Origin of the sequence: Neobacillus niacini NBRC 15566 (genome assembly GCF_001591505.1) — a bacterium.
In the GTDB taxonomy this organism is placed as follows: domain Bacteria; phylum Bacillota; class Bacilli; order Bacillales; family Cytobacillaceae; genus Neobacillus; species Neobacillus niacini.
This window is the reverse complement of the sequence record NZ_BCVA01000038.1, coordinates 1-20188: the sequence shown is the minus strand read 5'-3', so window position 1 is coordinate 20188 and position 20188 is coordinate 1. Positions and strand designations below refer to the sequence as shown.

Below are 20188 nucleotides of genomic sequence, written 5' to 3'. Positions count from 1 at the left end.
TAAAAAAACTCCTTCTGAAGTAAAATAATAGGCACTACTATTATTTTCCCCTAGTCTGCACAGAAGTATCAAAAATAAACTGCCCCTATTTGGGACAGTTCACATACTTCCGCTTTTTTTATCATGACTTGGTGTTTACAATTATATCATGTTCTAATTCTCGAATTTCCTCTGAAATTCTTTCCTGAATATGATCAACAACCGCAAAATTCATTGCCGGCACATAAATACCTTCTAGGTGATCATGAAGTTCTTTCGCTCTCGCTAAATACGAGATGGCTTCTTTCATTTTCCCTTTGTAGCTTTCAGCAATCGGCTTAATTTTATCCTCATAGGCTTCGTCTGTACCCGGGGTAATCAGCAGTTCATACATATCAATGATTTCATCGCTGTCACGGTCTGGAAAATACTCATGAGGAGCTGTACTGTCAAAGATGGCAATGCCCAGCTCTCTAAAAATCACCATATCCAAGCTGTTGGGGTCAAACCCACAGTGATAAACCTCTGCATCAATTCCTCTTTCTTCTGCAGCTGCCGCGAGCTTCTTCAGCATGGTTGATTTTCCGGAACCAGGACGTCCTTTAATGAAGTAACGTTTTTCGATATCCTCTGTTAAGTTCGGGACAAAATCCACTGCTCCTTTTGGTGTTGCCGCTCCCAAAAATCGATGGCGGATATCCGATTGCTTATTTACCTTTAACTTACCAAAAAAGGATTGAATCAATTTATTGGTTAGCTGGTCAGCCTTTTCGAAATCCATGTTTTCAATATAGATTTTCTCCCAGTCATCGTGCACATCTAAAGCCTGCTTAAAGGTTGAATACGCCAAATTAAAGGAGGCGCTGATTTGATTGGTTAACCGCTGAATATTTTTTTTCTCACCGACAAGTGCCTTTGCATCCCATGCTGCCCCTAGATTGATATATTCTTCCACTGCTCCTGGAGCTTTGGGCTCAATTACATGTGGAGCCGTTCCATCCACAATCCCCACTTTTAATGCAGGAATAATCACTCCATCGATGGAATTATTATCTGACGAGCAATGTAGGAACTCAATCGCATACCCTTTTTCCTTCCACTCATTGCCTATGTTTTTCATCAACGAGGATTTTCCCGTTCCGGGTCCGCCTTTAAGGATAAAGATCCGTTCCAGTCCTTGAAGATTTGAATCATATAAGTTATGGAACCCTCTAGCTGTATTCCCGCCTGCATAATAGTTTTTTATCTTTCCTGCCACTCGCAAACACTCTCCTTTACGTGACATAGCAAAGTTTCATTTATCCAGCTGCAGCGCCTAGCCAAAATCGAACTTCTTTTTTTCCCTAGGAAAAAAGCAGTTCATTTTTTCCTTAGCAAGGCGCTTCCGCTATTCTTTTCACCATATCTTATGCAGGGGGTGTTTATAGGTGAATGCCTACTTCATTATTTTCTAACAAGGGGAGTTTCAGCCTTTGTCAGGCCGATTAAAAATTTGGGATTTATGACAATTTGGACACCTATTTTCCCAGCACTGACAACCATATTTTCCAGCTCTAAACAGCTTTCATCAATAAATGTCTTATATTCCTTTTTCATCCCAATCGGTGAGCAGCCGCCGCGGATATATCCCGTCCATTTCAGAATATCTTTAACTGGAATCATTTCCACATTCTTTTCCCCTGCAGCTCTTGCCGCCTTTTTTAAATCTAATTCAGCTTCCACGGGTATCACATATACATAAATGTTTTTACTTGCCCCTTGGGCGACCAGCGTTTTATATACTTCACGCGCCTCCCTGCCAATCTTCAACGCGACAGAAACTCCATCTATTTGTCCATCTTGGTTATCGTATGTAAGCACCTCATAGGCAATCTTTTTGCTATCGAGGATCCGAATTGCATTCGTTTTGACCTTTGCCAAGTTCCTCATCCTCATCTTTTTTCTTTATTATAACAATTTTCTCCAACAAAGATAAAAAAGGTAAGGAATCGCAGGCTTCCTTACCTCTCGTTTGCTTTTATGAGCATCTAAATGATCGAATTCTTCTTAAGTCTGTTCCATAATATACCCAGCGGAATCCTCTCCAGCGATATCCAGCAATTGAATCTCTTCCAACATATGTTGGATAAAACCAGAAATTGCTGCCATTGTTAAGCCAAATATAGGTGTATCGGTAAAGGCAGCCTCTAATTGCTCCGGGGTCTACAGCGTATAAAGAGGGTGATTCCTGTGGCGTGTAAGATGGTGGTGGTGAGGATGGTGCCCCGCCATGTTGTTGTCCTCCGCCTTGTTGGTGTCCTCCGCCAAAAGGCGGGAACCCTTGCTGTCCACCGCCGCCAAATGGAGGTGGCTGGAATCCAGGCGGCTGCCCACCGCCAAAACGAGCTTGCTGCTGGCTCTGATCTAAACTAGGATACATTTCGTACTGATTGGGATAACCATAATAATTCAAGACATATTCCTCCTTATGTGTGTTCCCATTAAAATATGCTCGAATCGTCTATTTGGATTTCATTTATTTCCACGGAATCTCCACATTGTTGTCACCCGTTTGTCACTCTATTAATCCATCATTATAGTAAAATAAAGGCAGATAGAAAATAATTACAGTTTTGGATTTTGGCAAGAGCTTATCTGACTATAACGTTGCCACGTTTAAATTATAGAAAATATGTGAAATTCTTCACAAGGATAAATATAAATATATAAATTTTTAAATGGAAAAGGGTGGCTTAAATGAAGTATGATTTGGTCCTTTTACACGCACCAAGTGTGTATGACTTTCGAAAAAACTCCCTGCTTGCAGGTCCAATCAGTGATGTAGTGCCGTCATCACCAGTGTTTGAAATGTATCCCATTGGATTAACAAGTATTGCTGACTATTTAGAGCGGTTCGGACTTCGTGTAAAAATTATCAATATCGCGAACCGAATGCTGATGAGTGAGAAATTTGATGTAGAAAAAAAGCTCAAAAAAATCAAAACACGTGCGTTCGGGATTGACCTGCACTGGCTGCCGCATGCACACGGCAGTATCGAACTAGCTAAAATTGTAAAAAAGCTTCACCCCGGGGCACCGATGATTTTTGGGGGCTTATCAGCCACCTATTATCATAAAGAGTTAATTAAATATCCTTTTATTGATTTCGTTATGCGTGGTGACTCAACAGAAAAGCTTATGCTTCTGCTGATGAATAAATTGGAGCTTGGAAATACGCACTATGCTGACATTCCAAATCTAACTTGGAAAAAAGGCAGTGAGATTGGTTATAACCCCCTCACTTATGTACCAAAGGATTTGGATGATATTGATGTTCCAGGCTATCGGTACACCGTCCGGTCTGTCTTTAAATATCGCAACTTCCTTGACCCGCTGCCATACAACGGCTGGCTGCAATATCCTAATACCGCATTACTGACAGCAAGAGGCTGTTCGCAAAACTGTCTCATCTGCGGCGGTTCAAAGGACGCTTATGATCAAAACTGCGGCAGAAGTTCTTTAGCATTACGGTCGCCAGAAAAGCTGGTTGAAGACATTCAATTTATCTCACGCTTCAGCCGTGCTCCAATCTTTATCCTGCATGATCTGCGTCAAGGCGGACGTGAATATGTAAAAGAATTCTTCAGCCGTCTTAAACAGCTTAATCTTAAAAATGAAATCGTGTTCGAATTATTCCAATATGCGGGTGAAGAGTTCTTCCAGATGATGAACGAAAGCTGTCCAAAATACAGCATTGAAATTACACTTGAAACTCATGATGAAAAAATTAGACGCTATAATGGTAAGTTTAATTGTACCAATCCTAAGGTAATTGAAACGCTCAATTTTGCCTTAAAGCATGGTGCCAAAAAAATTGATTTATTCTTTATGACAGGTATTCCGAGTCAAACCTATCAAAGTGCGCTTGAAAACATTGATTTCTGCGAGGAAATTCATCTTGCATGCAACCAAGATCCCAGACTTTTCTACTTTGTCGCACCGCTTGCACCGTTCCTTGACCCTGCAAGCCCAGCTTTTGAAAATCCAGAGCTTCACGGCTTTAAAAAATTCTGTCATACCCTTGAGGACCACCGCAAGGCCATTACCCAGCCATCTTGGAAGCATATGCTAAGCTATGAAACAACTCAGATGACACGCGATGATATTGTAAGATCAACCTATGATTCTGCTCAAAAATTGAACGATTTTAAATTAAAGTACAATTTGATTGATCAAGACGGCTACGAAGAAATTAAAGGCAAGATTGAAAAATCACAAGCCTATATTGAAAAGATTGATTATGTCCTTTCTCTTCCTGAGGCAGAACAGCAAGTAGAATTAGCAAAAATACAAAAAGAAATTGAAGAATTAAATAAATATAGCATTTGTGGTAAGAACGAATTAAAGTGGGAGGTTCAAAAGAATTATGCGAACTTCTTCTCCCTGGCATTAGTTGGTTTAGAGCAGCTATACGAAGAGTATGCGATTAAAATTAAACATGCCTTCCAGCCAAAGCTCCGCCATCAATTCAAACTTGACACGCAACACCAGAAGGCAAAAGTGTACTAATCCATGAAAAAAGACATGTGAATTCGCATGTCTTTTTAATGTCCACCTAGGTAGGCCATTCTTATTTGGTCACTTTGATTCAATTCATCTGAAGAGCCTGATAGGACGATTTTTCCTGTCTCAATTACATAGGCTCGGTCTGCAATGGATAAGGCCATGTTCGCATTTTGCTCGACCAACAGGATGGTAGTACCCGATTTATTAATCTCTTCGATAATTTTAAAAATCGTTTTAACTAATAGAGGAGCAAGTCCCATTGAAGGCTCGTCTAATAGCAAAAGCTTCGGACGCGCCATCAAGGCTCTGCCCATCGCAAGCATTTGCTGCTCGCCCCCGGATAATGTTCCAGACAGCTGCTTACGGCGCTCTAGAAGGCGCGGAAACAAGCTATAGACCTTCTCAAAGTCCTCCTTAATACCTTGTTTATCTTTTCGTAAATAAGCACCTAATTCAAGATTCTCTTCTACAGACATATTGGCAAAGACACGGCGTCCTTCAGGAACATGGGAAAGTCCTTGTTTTACAATGGTTTGTGCTACCTTCCCTGAAATCGATTGGCCCTCAAACAAAATGCTGCCGTTCTTTGGCTTTAGTAATCCGGAAATCGTTTTTAACAGCGTACTTTTTCCTGCTCCATTCGCTCCAATCAAGGTAACGATTTCCCCCTCATTGATATCGAGAGAAACACCCTTTAAGGCATGGATATTGCCATAGAATACATTGATATCTTCAATTTTAAGCATTACGAAACCTCCTCCCCAAGATACGCTTCGATGACTTTTGGATTATTTCTGATTTGCTCGGGAGTCCCATCTGCAATAAGCTGACCATGGTCAAGTACATAAATTCGCTCACATACACCCATAACAAGGAGCATGTCATGTTCAATCAAAAGAATCGTTAAATCAAACTTTTTACGAATTAAGGCAATGAGATTCATTAATTCTTCTGTTTCCTGTGGATTCATACCCGCTGCAGGTTCATCCAGCAGCAATAATTTCGGATTTGCTGCCAGTGCTCTAGCAATCTCTAGACGGCGCTGCTGGCCGTACGGCAGGTTCTTTGCCTTTTCATGTAAAACATTATCTAAATTAAAGATCTTCAAAAACTCAATCGCCTTTTCCTCCATATACTTTTCCTCTGAAAAGTGCTTAGGGAGGCGGAAAATCGAACTCATAATCGAATGCTTTGCAAGAGAGTGGTAGGCTACCTTTACATTATCAAGCACCGACAATTCATTAAACAAACGAATGTTTTGAAAGGTTCTGCTGATTCCTTTTTTCGTAATCTTATAAGGTGCTAATCCATTTAATTTATCTCCATCTAGCTCAATACTGCCTTCAGTTGGTACATATACGCCTGTTAACAAGTTGAAGAATGTGGTTTTACCGGCACCGTTTGGCCCAATTAACCCTACTAATTCACCTTGCTTCAACTCGAGGTTCACGTCTGAAACAGCCTTTAATCCGCCAAAACGGATGCCTGCATTATTTACTTTAAGCAACGGGTTGTTTGCTGTCATCATTGACTCCTCCTTTTCCAGACTTACCAAACTTAAAGAATGAAGTTAATTCTCTTGTTCCCATAATTCCTTGTGGACGGTAAAGCATCATAATGATTAATACTAAGCTATAAATAATCATCCGAAGTTCCGGATAGCTTTGCAGATAGGTCGAGACAATCGTTAGCAGGATGGCCGAAAGTACCGCCCCAGATAAACTGCCTAACCCGCCGAGAACGACAAAGATTAGGATATCAAACGATTTTAAGAAACCAAAGTTCGTCGGCTGGATAATGAAAAAGTTGTGCGCATATAAAGCACCCGCCACTCCAGCAAAAAATGCCCCAATGGCAAACGCAATGACCTTATAATAAGTAGTGTTAATCCCCATGGCGTCCGCCGCAATTTCATTTTCTCTTACAGAGATACAAGCTCGTCCATGCGTTGAATTCGTAAAGTTCCTGATGACAAGAAGTGTTAAAAGGATACTCCCGAAAAGCCATGGCCAAGTAGTCAGTTGCGTAACGGTCATCCCGCTTGCTCCGCCGACATATTCAATATTTAAAAAGATAATCCGGACAATTTCACCAAATCCCAGCGTGGCAATTGCAAGGTAATCTCCTTTTAGCCGAAGTGTAGGAATTCCAATAATTAAACCTGCAATAGCGGCTGCAACTCCTCCCGCCAATAATCCCAGTGAGAATGGCAGCTCTAATTTCATCGTAATAATAGCAGATGCATAAGCACCGACAGCAAGGAAGCCTGCATGTCCAATTGAAAACTGTCCTGTAATTCCAATAATCAGATGTAAGCTGGCAGCAAGAATTATGTTAATACCAATAAAATAAAGTGTGTTTACATAAAAGAAATTAATGATTTCGCCGGTAATTAAAAATTGCATGACAATACCAAAAACAACGGCTAAAACGATTGATGACCAAAAACCTTTTGCACCTTTAAGAATATTCATGCGCTTGCCCCCTTACACTTTTTCCCGTACATTTTTACCGAATAAACCGGCTGGACGGAAAATCAAAATTAAGATTAGTACGACAAACGCTACCCCATCTCTCCATAAGGAGAAGCCAGCAGCACTTACAAGTGACTCAATGACACCCAATAACAAGCCGCCAACCATTGCGCCTGGAATAATTCCGATACCACCCAGTACGGCCGCAACGAAGGCTTTAAGTCCTGGAATAATCCCCATTAATGGTTCAATCTTTGTATAATACATTCCAAACGCAACACCGGCTGCACCTGCTAGCGCAGACCCAATCGCAAAAGTTGCGGAAATGGTATTATTAACGTTTATTCCCATCAGTCTTGCAGCATCCATATCGTGGGATACAGCACGCATTGCCTTCCCAATTTTCGTCTTATGAACAATAAATTGTAATAAAATCATTAAAACGAGGGATGTACCTAAAATTAGCAGTGACTGACTGCTTACTTTAACTCCAAGGAAATCGATGCTTGTTGCTGGAATTAGATTGCCGGGATACGCCTCTGGCTGAGCACCGCGTACATAAATCATCCCATATTCAATTAACAGAGAGACTCCAATCGCAGTAATGAGTGCTGCAATCCTAGTGGCATTACGCAAAGGTTTATAGGCAATCCTTTCAATGAGAACCCCTAAGATGGCACAAGTTACCATGGAAATAAGCAAAGACGGGAAAAATCCTAAATCTAAGATAGTAATAGAATAAAAACCGATAAATGCACCAACCATGAAGACGTCTCCATGAGCAAAATTAATTAATTTTACAATTCCGTAGACCATTGTATAACCAAGGGCTATTAACGCATATATACTGCCTAATGACACCCCGTTAACCAGCTGTTGTAAAAATTCCATGTCTAGTCTCCTCCTAAAATTAGGAAAATATATTTCTAAATAGGAATAGGGAGACAAAATAGCTCCCTATTCTTTTTGACCACTATAAAATTTGTCCAGTGAAAGCAGCCCAGGCGCTTCCGCTTTTCTTTTTATTCTGGGTCTACCTTTGTATTAAACTCTTGCTTTCCGCCTTTGTATTCAAGAATGACAGCAGATTTAATTGGATCATGGTTTTTATCAAGTTTCATTGTTCCAGATACTAATTGAAGACCATCTGTTTCCTCAAGTGCTTTTTGAATTTTCTCAGGGTCAGCACTTCCTGCACGTTTAATTGCGTCAGCAAGGAAATATAGGGAGTCATAGCCTAATGCATTAAAGGCATCTGGAGATTTACCATCATACTTTGCTTCGAATGCTTTTACGAAATCTTGTACCTTTGGATCAGAGTCACCAGAAGAATAATGGTTGGTGATAAAGGTATTGTTTAACGGATCAGCACCAGCAATTTCTACTAGTTTAGGAGAATCCCAGCCATCGCCGCCCATGAATGGGGCTTCAATACCAAGAGCACGAGCTTGTTTGATAATTAAGCCAACTTCCTCATAATATCCAGGAAGGAAGATAAAATCAGGATTTGCAGATTTAATATTTGTTAAGATCGCATTAAAGTCTGTATCCTTGGCAACATAAGCTTCTTCCTTCACGATTTTTCCGCCATTTTTTTCAAATGCCGTTTGGAACGCGGCTGCAAGCCCTTTTGCATAGTCGCTTGAGCTGTCAATAATGATTGCTGCATTTTTCACCTTAAGGTCTTTAGCAGCAAAGTTGGCTGCAACTGTTCCTTGGAAAGGATCAATGAAGCAAGTACGGAACACAAAGTCACTTAAGACGCCGTCTTTATTTGTAATCGTTGGATTTGTACCAGTCGGTGTCAATAATGGAATTTTATTTTTCTGAGCGATTTGTACTTGCGCCAAAGTATTTGTACTAGTAGCTGCACCGATAATGGCCGCTACCTTATCTTGGCTGATTAGCTTGGTTGTACCGCTTGTTGCTTCCGCCGCGTCTGATTTATTATCGAATGTCACAAGTTCTAGTTTCTTTCCGTCAATACCTTCTTTATTGATCTCTTCCAATGCCAGTTTGATACCTTCTTCAATGGACTGGCCATAAGAAGCTACCCCGCCAGAGAGTTCAAGGTTGGCACCAATCTTAATGGTATCGCCGTCTTTTCCACCACTGGTACTGGCGGCACCACCGCAGCCAGCCAACACACCTGCCGCCATCATGAACGACATAAAAACACCTGCTAATTTTTTCTTTCTCACTGTTTAACCCCCCTATTTTTGAATAGTCCCCTTACCCGTTGTTATCTTCAAGATGTTTAAAAAAAGATAATATTCTGAAAACATTGTACAAAATAATTTCCTATTCGTCTAGTAGGAACTGCATTATTTTAATATAATTCTGAAAAATCAGTGTAAAAAGGAATTTCTACTACTATCATAAGATTAAACAGGTTCTGAATAATAGCTTTGGTGCACTAAAGGAATAAAATCATGCTGAGTTAAAAAACAAAAGAGAGATTCTTTAATAGGAATCTCTCTCATTTAAACATTATACTAATACTTTATTTTTTGTTTCTTTTCCTAAGAAAATAACGGCAATAGCAGCGATGAAAACCGAGATACAAAAGATTGTAAATATAGTCGAAATCGATGTTTCTTGTGCTACCAAATATCCTACCAATAAGGGACCTAACACCCCGCCTAACCGGCCAAATGCCGCTGCTGAGCCTGCCCCTGTGCCGCGGATAATCGTAGGATATTGTTCAGGAGTATAAGCATATAAGCCACCCCATGCACCGAGATTAAAGAAGGATAAAAGAATCCCTGATGTAATTAACAAGGCAGTAGACTCAGCATTTCCAAATAGAAACGCACTGATTGCTGTTCCAATTAAATAGACCGCTAAAACAAACTTCCGGCCGAATTTTTCAATACACCATGCAGCCGTAAAATATCCTGGCAATTGTGCTAGTGTCATAATTAAGACATATCCAAAGCTTTTAATGAGACTAAAACCTTTCAAAACCATTACACTTGGAAGCCATAAGAACATTCCGTAATAGGAAAAAACAACACAAAACCAAACAATCCAGAGCATTGTGGTTCTGCGGCGATACTCATTGGTCCATAGATTTGCAATACTTTGCCATGCGGAAATTTTCTCTTTATCCTTAAGCGCTTCAAATCTAGGAGAGTCCGGTAATCCAATGCGTAAATATAAGGCATACAGTGCAGGTGTGGCACTAATTAACAAGGCTGTTGACCAGCCGAATTTTGGAATAATAAAATAAGAAATGACAGCAGCAATCAGCCAGCCGGCCGCCCAAAAACTTTCTAATAACACGACAATACGGCCTCGTTTTTCTGCCGGAACGCTTTCCGAAACAAGAGTCGAGGCAACAGGAAGCTCACCGCCAAGTCCCATTCCGATAAAAAATCTTAATATAAGAAAAATGGTTATGGAAGTGGCAAATGCAGAAATCCCGCTTCCAATTGAGAATAATAATAAGGTTATGATAAATACATTTTTACGTCCAATTCGGTCGGCCATTAAGCCAAAAATCAGTGCCCCAACAGCCATTCCGATTGATTGGATACTGCCGATCCATCCCATTTGCTGCGCCGTTAAATCCCACTCCACACTTAATGCAGCAATAATAAAAGAAAGCATTCCTACATCCATTGCGTCAAACATCCAGCCCGTTCCAGAAACCCAGAGCAATCTCCGGTTAGAAATCTCCTTTTTCATAACCAACCCCCTTTATTGAATACCATTAGTGACATTATTCCCTAATGATTTGCCATTATTTAATCTACGGCAATTTCTACATTTTTAAATTGATTAAAGAACATATGATAATATCTTCCTTGCTGTTCCATGAGTTCTCCGTGGTTTCCTTGTTCTACTATTTTCCCATTGTCAATAACCATGATTCTATCCGCATCACGAATGGTGTTTAAACGATGGGCGATAATAAAGCTTGTTCTGCCCTCCATTAGCGATAGCAGCGCCTCTTGAATATGCAGCTCGGTACGGGTATCAATACTGCTAGTAGCCTCATCTAATATCAACACAGCAGGTTTTGCGAGGATCACTCTTGCAATGGCAATCAACTGGCGCTGCCCTTGACTTAAGTTTCCGCCATTTTCTGAGAGTATGGTCTCATATTGTTTAGGCAGACGTTTAATAAACGCATCTGCATTCGCCATTTTAGCCGCACTGATCACTTCCTCATCACTTGCTGACGGCTTTCCATATTTAATATTCTCCTTGATAGTCCCTGAAAACAAATACGTATCCTGCAAAACAAAGCCGAAACAGCTTCTTAAGCTATCGCGGGTATATTCGCGAATATCACGTCCGTCAAGCAATATTCTGCCCTCTGTGACATCATAAAACCTTGTCAGCAAATTAACGATGGTCGTTTTTCCCGCTCCCGTTGGTCCAACTAGAGCCGTACTGCTGCCAATGTCACTTTCAAAACTAACATTTTTCAAAATGGGTACATCGCCGCGGTAGCCAAAGCTGACATTTTCGAACACAACATGTCCCTTTGGATTGGTCAACGCAACTGCGTCTTCCAAATCATCTGGTTCCTCCTGCTCGTCGAGAATCTCAAAAACACGCTCTGCACCTGCTACACCTGACTGCAGCATATTAAAAATTTGCGCAAGATCATTAAGCGGCCGGACAAACTGACGAGAATAGGTGATAAAGCTCGCAATTGCACCTACGGTTATCATGTTTTCAACAGCAAGAAATCCCCCTGTTACGGCTACAATGGCAAAACCCAGATTATTTATTACGTTCATGATTGGCATAAGAAAGCCGGACCAAATTTGCGCCTTAAGGCCGACCTCACGCAGTTTCTGATTGACTTCTTCAAATTCAGAAATCACCTTTTCTTCATGGTTAAACGCCTTCACTACCTCAATACCTGAAATGGTTTCCTCAATTTGTCCATTTAGTTTTCCAAGTTGAATTTGCTGATCCTTAAACAGTACACTGGTTCGTTTTGCAATCGTCTTGGTTAACAGAAAGACGAGCGGAACGGTTACCAAGCTCGCCACAGTCAAAATCGGACTCAAAATCAGCATCATAATTAATGAGCCGCTGATCACAATGACCCCTGACATCAGCTGTGTCGTCGATTGCGAGATTGTACTGCTGACATTATCGATATCGTTGGAAAGCCGGCTCATTAATTCTCCATGTGTCCGCTTGTCAAAAAAGGCGACTGGCAGCTTTTGCAGCTTTTTAAAAAGCGCAGCGCGCAAACGTTTGACGATTCGCTGTGAAACTCCAGCCATCAACCAGCCCTGGAGAAACGTCAACACCGCGTCTAAAATAAAGGCTCCTATTAGAACCATCACCATGATCTCCAGAAAATGAAAATCCACTTGTGTATCAAGACTTATGGCGTCCACGGCTTTTCCAATTAAAAACGGAGATAGCAGTGATAATGCAGCACTCATTAAGATGAACAAAAACACAATGCTCAGCATTTTTCGTTCATTGCCAAAATAATGCCATAACCTTCTAATTGTTTGTTTAAAATTCTTCGGCTTGACAATGGGTGCACCCCGGCGATGGCCTCCAAAGCCTGGTCTTCCCGGAATTGACAGGGGAGGAGGAGTGTTACTTGATTGCTCTCGTGTTTTCGACATTTAGAGTGCCACCTCCTTACCCACTTGTGATTGATAAATTTCCTGGTAAACGCTGCAGTCTCTTAATAAATCCTCGTGCTTTCCTGTTCCGACGATTTCCCCGTGGTCCATGACGATAATCTTATCTGCATCGATAATCGAAGTAATCCGCTGGGCAATGAGAAGACAGGTAAGACCTTTTGCATATTTTTTTAAGCCCGCTTTAATCCCTGCCTCTGTGGTGACGTCAACCGCACTTGTACTATCATCTAATATCAATATATCAGGAGTTTTAATTAATGCCCTTGCGATCGATAGCCGCTGCTTTTGGCCGCCTGAAAAATTCACTCCGCCTTGTCCAATTCTCGTTTGATATCCTTCGGGAGAAGCGCTTATAAAATCATGTGCTCCGGCAATCTCCGCCGCTTTTATAATTTCTTCAATTGACGCGTGTTCTTTTCCCCATTTAATGTTTTCTTCAACACTTCCGGTAAAAAGAATTGTTTTTTGCGGAACAAAGGCAATTTTTTCCCGTAGTCTTTTAGGATCAACAAGGTGAATATCTTCACCATCCACCTTGATCCTTCCGGCACTTACATCATAAAAACGAGGTATTAAGCCAACAAGGGTGCTTTTACCAGAGCCTGTCGAGCCAATGATTCCCACGGTTTCACCTGGTAAAATGGATAGGTTAATATTTTTCAAAACAGGTTCTCCGCTCGTTCCTTCATAAGAAAAGGAGACATTGTTAAACTCTATTCCGCCTTTTTCACCTGGGTGCTGACTCTGTCCCTTCTCCCAAGTCAGGTCATCCTGCTGGGTAAAAACCTCGCCTATTCTAACTGCAGAAGTCCTTGCCCGGACAAACATATTAAACACCATCGAAATCATCATTAATGAAAAAAGAATTTGTGTCATGTAATTAATAAACGCAATAATATGGCCAACCTGTACATCGCCATTTGTTACGCCATAACCGCCGATCCAGAGGACAGCAACAATCCCAAGGTTAACTGTCAACATAATCGCAGGACCGAATACTGCCATTAACCTCGTGGCAGAAATCGATTGCTGTTTAAACTCTTCATTTGTCTTATCAAACTTGTTCACTTCAACATCAAAACGATTAAATGCCTTCACTACCCGGACACCAGACAAGTACTCACGCATTACACTGTTAACACGATCTAAAGCCTTTTGTACTTTTGAGAACTTTGGAAACCCAAGTCTAAGATTTAGAATAATAAATATTGCAACAATCGGGACAACGACAACCAATACAACGGATAAATGAAGGTTTAACCGCGTTGCCATGATTAATCCGCCAATCGCTAATAGGGGGGATTTTACAAAAATCCGCATTAAACCATTGGCAAAAACCTGGACCTGTGTCACATCATTGGTCAGCCTAGTGATTAACGACGCGCGTTCAAAACGGTCTATATTTTTGAATGACAGCGTTTGGATTTTTTTATATAAATCCGACCGTAACTCAGAACCAAAACTTTGCGAGACAATACTAGCTACTATACTCCTTGTAGAGGCTGCTATCGCTCCAAAAAGGGTAATCAGCAGCATGAACCCGCCCATTTTTAATACGTAGTTTAAATCCCTGCCTGCCACGCCAACATCAATGATTTTTGCCATGATGGTTGGCATTAACAAATCACTTATCGTCTCAAAGGTTAAAAACAAAACTGCTAAGCTAAAAGACTTCCAATATTTCTTTATGTATTTTGCTAAAAACCCCATGAACCTTCACCTCGAGGATTCCCCTTCAAATTTATGGATAAAGCTATTATAGCAAAAAAAAGTATGAGTTCTAGGATAAGAACTCATACTTTTGCTTAGTCTTCCAGCGGGCGAAACTCATGAACCCAAACCCGCATTTGTGGAAGCCATGGCATTCCAGGGTGATAGGCAAGAATCGATTGCTTATACTCTTCAACCGTAGAGAACCCCTCGCGGCGAGCGTCATCATCAGTTAATTCACCTAAACTTTGTGAATAAACTTTTTCTACGACAAATTGACGTCCCTCGAGCGTCATGATTTCTCCTGGATCGGCATATCTTCCATTTCTACGGGTTGCCGTTTTTTCTCCTGCAAGCACCTTTTTCACATCAGACTCCATCGTTACTAATCGTTCAATCGAGCAAGTTTTTGGCGGCAGTGTAGTGTTTTCATTTTGACTCATCTTGTTATCCTCCTTTTTTCAATTGTGCTTTCACTATTTTAACACTATCACCATGTTATTAAAAACGTTTACACATTCAAATCCCGCTTTTTATAAAAAATAAATGTTACTGCTGTGAGTACAGCAATCCATCCGCCTGATAATAGTACATAGATGAACTCCAGTCCGCCGCCAAACATTATATTCTTTGCCTCAAAATATTTAAATGGGGTGAGGTATTTTAATCCTTCGATTCCTTCATTTAAATCAATCACAACCGAAATCAGATACGTAAGTAATAGGATCACGGCTGCGAAGGAGGCCGCTGTTTTAGACTTCCTTTTTACTGCTGCAAGGGAACTGCCGATGACCATAAATAACAGCTGTAAAATAAACATCCCAGCCATTGTAATGGCAATATCACCCGTAACCACTTCACCATTGCTATATTTTCCAACTAATACGAGTGAGGAAACGAATGTCACGATATTCAAGATTAAGATATTTACAAACGCCGCAGCCAATTTTGCTAGAATGGCCCCATTTCTTGATACTGGTTTAACAAATAAAAACTCCGTGGTTTTATCCCGCTCTTCTTTAGCAATAATCGTTGCGCCGAGCATGGCTGAATGAATGGTCGCCATTAATAACAAATAAATATACAGTAATCCGTAATAACCGCTCGCTGTGGAGATATCAAATTCTCCTATTCCTAACACAGCCAGTAATGATTTTGGCATTCCTGCGAGCATTTCATTCATTGGCTGTCCAGAAGAAGAAAGACTCTCATATTTAACCATACCAGACGTGACCATAAGGAATATCCCAATACTCCAAAATATAAGCGATTTTCTATGTGACTTCAGTTCTTTTAAAAAAATATTCATGCTTCCATCACCCTCCTTTGGGCAGCCTTTATACCGTATGGATATCCTTTTTACCATAAATGAAATAACTGATTCCAATTGCGAGAATAATGAACAATGCGCTAGTGATTAAAAAGGGGGTTTCATAATTAGAATGTTCCATGATATACGCTGTATCAAAGTATTTAAACGGGGAAAGATACCGTTTTGCCTCATCACCTGAAGTCGAGCTGAACATCCCTAAAAAGTAAAAGGCAAAAACCGTTGCCAGCGACACCGTTAACACTGACTTAATCTTTTGAAAAATAACAGAAACGATGATTCCTAGTCCTAAAAATATTAATTGTATAAACAAGACAGTCAATGAAAGCAGGAGGAAAATGCCCACATCAAAATTTTCCGTTGCCACCTGATAAGCAAGTAGAATGGCTGCTGTTATATAAAAAATATTCGTCACGATGATGGAAATGAATGCAGCCAATAGTTTGTTCGTCAATATAGCGGCACGTGTAACAGGTTTTGTTAATAAGAAGTCAGCTGTTTTTTCCCTCACCTCTTTGCTGATAATACCCGTACCAAGGTTCATTGCTTGAATTGCGCCGCAAAGGGTAACAAACGACAGCCCATAACAGTAGAATCCAAGGATTGAAAAGAAATTGTCCAGGTTAATCCCGAACGCCTCTCTTAATGCAGCCGGATACCCCTCAAGCAGCTTTCTAAACTCCTCTGTATCCTTTGTAAAGGAAGGATAAAATGACATAAACAGTGCTGCAACCATGATTAATGAAATCGTCCAAATAATCGTAGACTTCCGATATGCCCTTAACTCATGCAACAGAATATTCATCCTCATTTAGGCCTCCTTTTCGTAATAATGCATAAAGATCTCCTCAAGGTCTGGCTCTTCAATCCATAGATTTGTAATTTCAACATCAGCAATTTTTCTCATAACTTCGTTAATATTCCCTTTAAACAAAAAGCTTGTATGGGTATCCTTTACCTCTAACTTATTAACTCCTGCGAGGTTAAAGTAATGAGGATCGAGGGCTGATTTTGTTTCTACTTTGAACTTTTTGTAGGTGTTCTCTTTTAATGTACTAATCTTCTCAACGGCCACAATCCTGCCCTCTTTAATAATGGCAACCCGATTACACAAACGTTGAACCTCCGTTAAAATATGAGAGGAAAATAGAATTGTCGCGCCTTTTCTATTCTCTTCTTCCAGCAGTTCAAAGAATTTTTGCTGCATTAGCGGGTCAAGCCCGCTCGTAGGTTCGTCAAGGATGATCAGTTTCGGCTCGTGAAGCAGCCCCTGAACAATCCCGACCTTCTTTTTATTTCCCAGTGAAAGGTCATCAATTTTTTTATTGAGATCTAAGTCCATAATATTTGCTAACTCTTTTATTCTCTTTCTACAATCTTTTTTATAAAAACTAGCTGAATAGTTTAATAGATCCTTCACCTTCATGTTGTCATAGTAGAATACCTCAGATGGTAAATAGCCAATTTCCTTTTTAATTTCGGGAGCAAATTGAACTATATCTTTGCCAAAAATCGTGGCACTGCCGCTTGTTGGATAGATGAGTGATAAAAGAGTACGAATGGTGGTTGACTTGCCTGCACCATTTGGACCGATAAAACCAAAAATTTCGCCTTCCTCAACGGTAAAGCTGATATCGCTAATTCCTCTTGACGCACCGTACATCTTTGTAAGATTCTTAATCTCAATCACATTCATCGTCACAGCCCCCTTATTTATAAAAGCATTTAATGAAAATCTCAAAATACTCTTCTGCTTCTAAAAAGACTTTTTCATAATCAATCTTGTGACCCGGAACCACCTTCGCTTTTTGCAGCTCCTCATCACTCATTTTTTCAAACGTCCAAGATATGACTTTTAAGATTTTTTGGACATCCACATCATCCCTAAATTTTGAGAGATCAATCCCATCATAAATAATCCCTGCATTAACTGAGTTTAGCTCCTGCTTCTTTTTATCAAATTCGTCTTTTATGTCCGGAGAGTCTTGCCTAAATGCCTCTTGGATAAAAGTTAAGATCTCTGGATATTTCGTTTGAAGGTCCATTTTAATGTGTACAGCCTGACGAATTCGTTTAAAAAAATCACGTTCGGTGAGGTCAACCTTTTTATAAAATTCATCGGCAACTAGGTTATAGCAGTAATCAAATAGAAAGAAAAACAACTGTTTTTTGCTTTGAAAATAATGAAAAAGCAGTCCCTTTGAGATACCCGCATCCTTTACGATTTCATTCGTTGAGGCACTATCATATCCTTTTTGGGCAAACTCTTTTATGGCTGCATTTATTATGCGGTCCTGTTTCTCCGAATCCAGGCTTAAAAATTTCGAAAACATCTGGGCTGGCCCCTTTCGATTAATCGTTGACCACATCAGTCAATTTCAGTTTACGCCTGTTGACTGGTCTGGTCAATGGTGAACAAGTTATATTTTTACAAAATTATGAAATTAAATCCTCCAGTTATTTTTGCTAGTGATTAATTCTTTATAGTGAAAATTTTGTTCAAAATAGAGAAATTGTGAAAATGGGAGAAAAAGGTGTAAAAATGGGTAAAAAATGTATATTTATTTACAAAAACGGCGGAAAACGGACTTTTTAAATTATCATTTTGTTCTATATACTGAACATATCCATTAAATCTTATTTTTGAAAGGAGGGGAAAGGATGCTAAAAAAGCTCTTACTTACAGCATTACTGTTACATACCTTTACAATGGGGTTAAACGTGACGAATGTTATGGCAGAGGGAAATGTGGAAGAACCCGTTGTTAGTGAACAAGAGGCAGAAAACTTAACATCCTTAAACGAATTACAAGCAGAATCTCCTAATTCTGAAGAAATTTCGTTCTCTGAAGAACAGACTAGTTCTGTTGAGAAGACTCATGAGCCACTTACCCCAATTGCTGAGGAACAAAATGCTTCTGAAGGAAAGATTGATCAAGACCAATCAGCTGATACAAGCGGAAGCCAAGATCAAAATGTAACGGAAGATATCGTGGTTGACCAGGACCAGCAAGTTACCGGCTCTCTTTGCCAAGAACAATCCGTTCATGCGACCATTTCCTGTGAAGAAAAACTCGAAAGTACTGTTGAAGGGAATATTGACCAAAGTCAAACCACTACAGTTGAAGCGGGGCAACAACAGAATGGTTTATCATCTGGAGCAGTAGAAGCAGAACAAAATCAAAATTTAAATGTTGAGGCAGAGCAGGTGCAGGGGGCTGCCAAACCGGCAGGAGAAAATACTTCACATGGCCAACAAACAAATGCGTCTTCAAGCCAAAAACAAACGGTAAGTGCAGAAGATCAAACATTGTTCGTACAGAACCAACTGGTTGACATAGCCGTTAATCAAAGACAACAGTTGTCTGACACGAATAAACCGGTGGACGAACTAAAACAACAAACCGCTATAGAAGCACTTCAAAGTCAAAACATGACGACTTCGGGTTCAGCTATAATGGAACAAACCCAAACAGCAGAAGTAAAAGGCAGTGCAGTTGATACCCTGAAAAAAGTTTTTGAAGCAGGTGTAGTTGTTACCTCTAGGAACTATATTGAGATTGTAAAAGACACAGCTGCAAATTTTGTAAAAGTCATTCAAGAAATTTTTGTAAATGATGAATTAGTGGATAGTATCAACCAAGATTACAACGTTGACGAAATTGGTATTCAGATGCCTCACCAAACCTACCAAAAAGATTATGATTGGGGAAGTATCTTTGTTCAGAACTTAGCAACGATTAATTATAATGAACCATTACACGTTTTTAACACGTCAATGACTAGTTTCCTATCTGTCGTTTTTGGTATCGAACGTTCATGTGCATGCAGCACAGAGCCAAAAGAAGAAGATAATGAAACTCCTGTTACGCCGCCGCCAGGTGATAATGAACAAACTCCTCCTGGTAATGAAGATGATAATAACGGCGAAACTCCTGTTACGCCGCCGCCAAGCGATAATGAACAAACTCCTCCTGGCAATGGGGATGGCAACAATGGCGAAACTCCTGTTACACCGCCGCCAGGTGAAAACGAACCAACTCCTCCTGGCAATGGGAATGACAACAATGGCGAAGCTCCTGTTACACCGCCGCCAAGTGAAAACGAACCAACTCCTCCCGGCAATGGGGATGGCAATACTAACGAGACTCCTGTAACGCCAGCGCCAGAGCAAAACGAGGTAAAACCCGTCGTAACTCCAGTCGTAAACGACATACAAAAATCTGCACCATCCGTAAATGTTGTAAAAACAGCTGCTGTACCTTCAAATGGCAACAGCCTTCCGGATACTGCAACAAACTCTTATAACTATCTAATTTTAGGTGCTTTCTTAGTTGCAGCAGGTGCATTATTTTTTAATAGAAGAAAAAGAGCATAAATAGAATGAGAACAGTATGGGAATAATCCTCTACTCGTTCTCATTTTTTTATTGGCTGGGCTTTCGATCTATCAATCTATACTCGTTCGATAATATCTCTTGAGTGGCCAGATAGATTTGTCCTCAATCCAGGGCTTTGAGGA

18 protein-coding genes are annotated in these 20188 nt (G+C 40.3%); 2 read left to right on the top strand and 16 right to left on the bottom strand.

All coding sequences use genetic code 11. From position 1 onward, the window contains the following. Positions 1 to 121: 121 nt before the first annotated feature. The 3 genes from BANA01_RS21690 to BANA01_RS21680 all read right to left on the bottom strand — a co-directional run bounded on the left by BANA01_RS21690 (position 122) and on the right by BANA01_RS21680 (position 2398). A complete protein-coding gene (locus BANA01_RS21690) occupies positions 122 to 1237 on the bottom strand; it encodes a PRK06851 family protein (protein ID WP_063254720.1) in 1116 nt (371 codons plus the stop codon). A gap of 185 nt (positions 1238 to 1422) precedes the next feature. Then, a complete protein-coding gene (gene ybaK / locus BANA01_RS21685) occupies positions 1423 to 1899 on the bottom strand; it encodes a Cys-tRNA(Pro) deacylase (protein ID WP_157411856.1) in 477 nt (158 codons plus the stop codon). A gap of 97 nt (positions 1900 to 1996) precedes the next feature. Then, positions 1997 to 2398, bottom strand: coding sequence for a hypothetical protein (locus BANA01_RS21680; RefSeq protein ID WP_082799626.1), 402 nt, complete (start codon positions 2396 to 2398; stop codon positions 1997 to 1999). 317 nt (positions 2399 to 2715) lie between these two features. On the opposite strand from BANA01_RS21680, the gene BANA01_RS21675 reads away from it, so the two are divergent. Next, a complete protein-coding gene (locus BANA01_RS21675; protein WP_063254717.1) occupies positions 2716 to 4527 on the top strand; it encodes a TIGR04190 family B12-binding domain/radical SAM domain protein in 1812 nt (603 codons plus the stop codon). Positions 4528 to 4562: 35 nt separating this feature from the next. Here the strand turns inward: BANA01_RS21675 and BANA01_RS21670 are convergent, their stop codons facing one another. The 13 genes from BANA01_RS21670 to BANA01_RS21610 form a co-directional block, all read right to left on the bottom strand. Then, complete coding sequence (locus BANA01_RS21670) at positions 4563 to 5270, bottom strand: ABC transporter ATP-binding protein (RefSeq protein ID WP_063254716.1); 708 nt, start codon at positions 5268 to 5270, stop codon at positions 4563 to 4565. After that, entirely contained in the window at positions 5270 to 6049 is a 780-nt protein-coding gene (locus tag BANA01_RS21665) for an ABC transporter ATP-binding protein (protein WP_063254715.1), read from the bottom strand. Before BANA01_RS21665 ends, BANA01_RS21670 begins: the two co-directional genes overlap by 1 nt. Beyond that, positions 6024 to 6998 carry a branched-chain amino acid ABC transporter permease gene (locus BANA01_RS21660; RefSeq protein WP_063254714.1) on the bottom strand — a complete coding sequence of 325 codons (975 nt, stop codon included), beginning with the start codon at positions 6996 to 6998 and terminating at the stop codon, positions 6024 to 6026. The genes BANA01_RS21665 and BANA01_RS21660 overlap by 26 nt, the downstream gene beginning before the upstream one ends. Before the next feature lie 12 nt (positions 6999 to 7010). Further along, entirely contained in the window at positions 7011 to 7889 is an 879-nt protein-coding gene (locus BANA01_RS21655; protein WP_063254713.1) for a branched-chain amino acid ABC transporter permease, read from the bottom strand. Positions 7890 to 8020: 131 nt separating this feature from the next. Beyond that, complete coding sequence (locus BANA01_RS21650) at positions 8021 to 9199, bottom strand: ABC transporter substrate-binding protein (RefSeq protein ID WP_063254712.1); 1179 nt, start codon at positions 9197 to 9199, stop codon at positions 8021 to 8023. A 289-nt stretch (positions 9200 to 9488) separates the two neighbouring features. Beyond that, positions 9489 to 10688 carry an MFS transporter gene (locus tag BANA01_RS21645; RefSeq protein WP_063254711.1) on the bottom strand — a complete coding sequence of 400 codons (1200 nt, stop codon included), beginning with the start codon at positions 10686 to 10688 and terminating at the stop codon, positions 9489 to 9491. A 59-nt stretch (positions 10689 to 10747) separates the two neighbouring features. Further along, positions 10748 to 12607, bottom strand: a complete 1860-nt coding sequence (locus BANA01_RS21640) for an ABC transporter ATP-binding protein (protein WP_063254710.1) — start codon at positions 12605 to 12607, stop codon at positions 10748 to 10750. Beyond that, on the bottom strand, positions 12608 to 14338 hold the full coding sequence (locus BANA01_RS21635; protein ID WP_063254709.1) for an ABC transporter ATP-binding protein: 1731 nt from the start codon (positions 14336 to 14338) through the stop codon (positions 12608 to 12610). A gap of 95 nt (positions 14339 to 14433) precedes the next feature. After that, positions 14434 to 14781 (bottom strand): ASCH domain-containing protein, encoded by a 348-nt coding sequence (locus BANA01_RS21630; RefSeq protein WP_063254708.1) that lies wholly within the window; start codon positions 14779 to 14781, stop codon positions 14434 to 14436. Between the two features lie 68 nt (positions 14782 to 14849). Beyond that, positions 14850 to 15647 carry an ABC transporter permease subunit gene (locus BANA01_RS21625; protein ID WP_063254707.1) on the bottom strand — a complete coding sequence of 266 codons (798 nt, stop codon included), beginning with the start codon at positions 15645 to 15647 and terminating at the stop codon, positions 14850 to 14852. A 28-nt stretch (positions 15648 to 15675) separates the two neighbouring features. After that, positions 15676 to 16479: an ABC transporter permease subunit gene (locus BANA01_RS21620; RefSeq protein WP_326160877.1), complete on the bottom strand. Its 804-nt coding sequence runs from the start codon at positions 16477 to 16479 to the stop codon at positions 15676 to 15678. Then, complete coding sequence (locus BANA01_RS21615; RefSeq protein WP_063254706.1) at positions 16480 to 17364, bottom strand: ABC transporter ATP-binding protein; 885 nt, start codon at positions 17362 to 17364, stop codon at positions 16480 to 16482. A gap of 13 nt (positions 17365 to 17377) precedes the next feature. After that, positions 17378 to 18001 carry a TetR/AcrR family transcriptional regulator gene (locus BANA01_RS21610; RefSeq protein WP_063254705.1) on the bottom strand — a complete coding sequence of 208 codons (624 nt, stop codon included), beginning with the start codon at positions 17999 to 18001 and terminating at the stop codon, positions 17378 to 17380. Positions 18002 to 18329: 328 nt separating this feature from the next. On the opposite strand from BANA01_RS21610, the gene BANA01_RS21605 reads away from it, so the two are divergent. Continuing rightward, on the top strand, positions 18330 to 20045 hold the full coding sequence (locus BANA01_RS21605; protein WP_063254704.1) for an LPXTG cell wall anchor domain-containing protein: 1716 nt from the start codon (positions 18330 to 18332) through the stop codon (positions 20043 to 20045). The last annotated feature ends 143 nt before the right edge of the window (positions 20046 to 20188 follow it).

Bases quoted from the DNA above. Each gene is read 5' to 3' on its own strand.
- BANA01_RS21680 (WP_082799626.1), bottom strand. From the start codon at position 2,398: ATGTATCCTAGTTTAGATCAGAGCCAGCAGCAAGCTCGTTTTGGCGGT.
- BANA01_RS21675 (WP_063254717.1), top strand. From the start codon at position 2,716: ATGAAGTATGATTTGGTCCTTTTACACGCACCAAGTGTGTATGACTTT.
- BANA01_RS21670 (WP_063254716.1), bottom strand. From the start codon at position 5,270: ATGCTTAAAATTGAAGATATCAATGTATTCTATGGCAATATCCATGCC.
- BANA01_RS21665 (WP_063254715.1), bottom strand. From the start codon at position 6,049: ATGACAGCAAACAACCCGTTGCTTAAAGTAAATAATGCAGGCATCCGT.
- BANA01_RS21660 (WP_063254714.1), bottom strand. From the start codon at position 6,998: ATGAATATTCTTAAAGGTGCAAAAGGTTTTTGGTCATCAATCGTTTTA.
- BANA01_RS21655 (WP_063254713.1), bottom strand. From the start codon at position 7,889: ATGGAATTTTTACAACAGCTGGTTAACGGGGTGTCATTAGGCAGTATA.
- BANA01_RS21645 (WP_063254711.1), bottom strand. From the start codon at position 10,688: ATGAAAAAGGAGATTTCTAACCGGAGATTGCTCTGGGTTTCTGGAACG.
- BANA01_RS21640 (WP_063254710.1), bottom strand. From the start codon at position 12,607: ATGTCGAAAACACGAGAGCAATCAAGTAACACTCCTCCTCCCCTGTCA.
- BANA01_RS21635 (WP_063254709.1), bottom strand. From the start codon at position 14,338: ATGGGGTTTTTAGCAAAATACATAAAGAAATATTGGAAGTCTTTTAGC.
- BANA01_RS21630 (WP_063254708.1), bottom strand. From the start codon at position 14,781: ATGAGTCAAAATGAAAACACTACACTGCCGCCAAAAACTTGCTCGATT.
- BANA01_RS21625 (WP_063254707.1), bottom strand. From the start codon at position 15,647: ATGAATATTTTTTTAAAAGAACTGAAGTCACATAGAAAATCGCTTATA.
- BANA01_RS21620 (WP_326160877.1), bottom strand. From the start codon at position 16,479: ATGAGGATGAATATTCTGTTGCATGAGTTAAGGGCATATCGGAAGTCT.
- BANA01_RS21615 (WP_063254706.1), bottom strand. From the start codon at position 17,364: ATGAATGTGATTGAGATTAAGAATCTTACAAAGATGTACGGTGCGTCA.
- BANA01_RS21610 (WP_063254705.1), bottom strand. From the start codon at position 18,001: ATGTTTTCGAAATTTTTAAGCCTGGATTCGGAGAAACAGGACCGCATA.
- BANA01_RS21605 (WP_063254704.1), top strand. From the start codon at position 18,330: ATGCTAAAAAAGCTCTTACTTACAGCATTACTGTTACATACCTTTACA.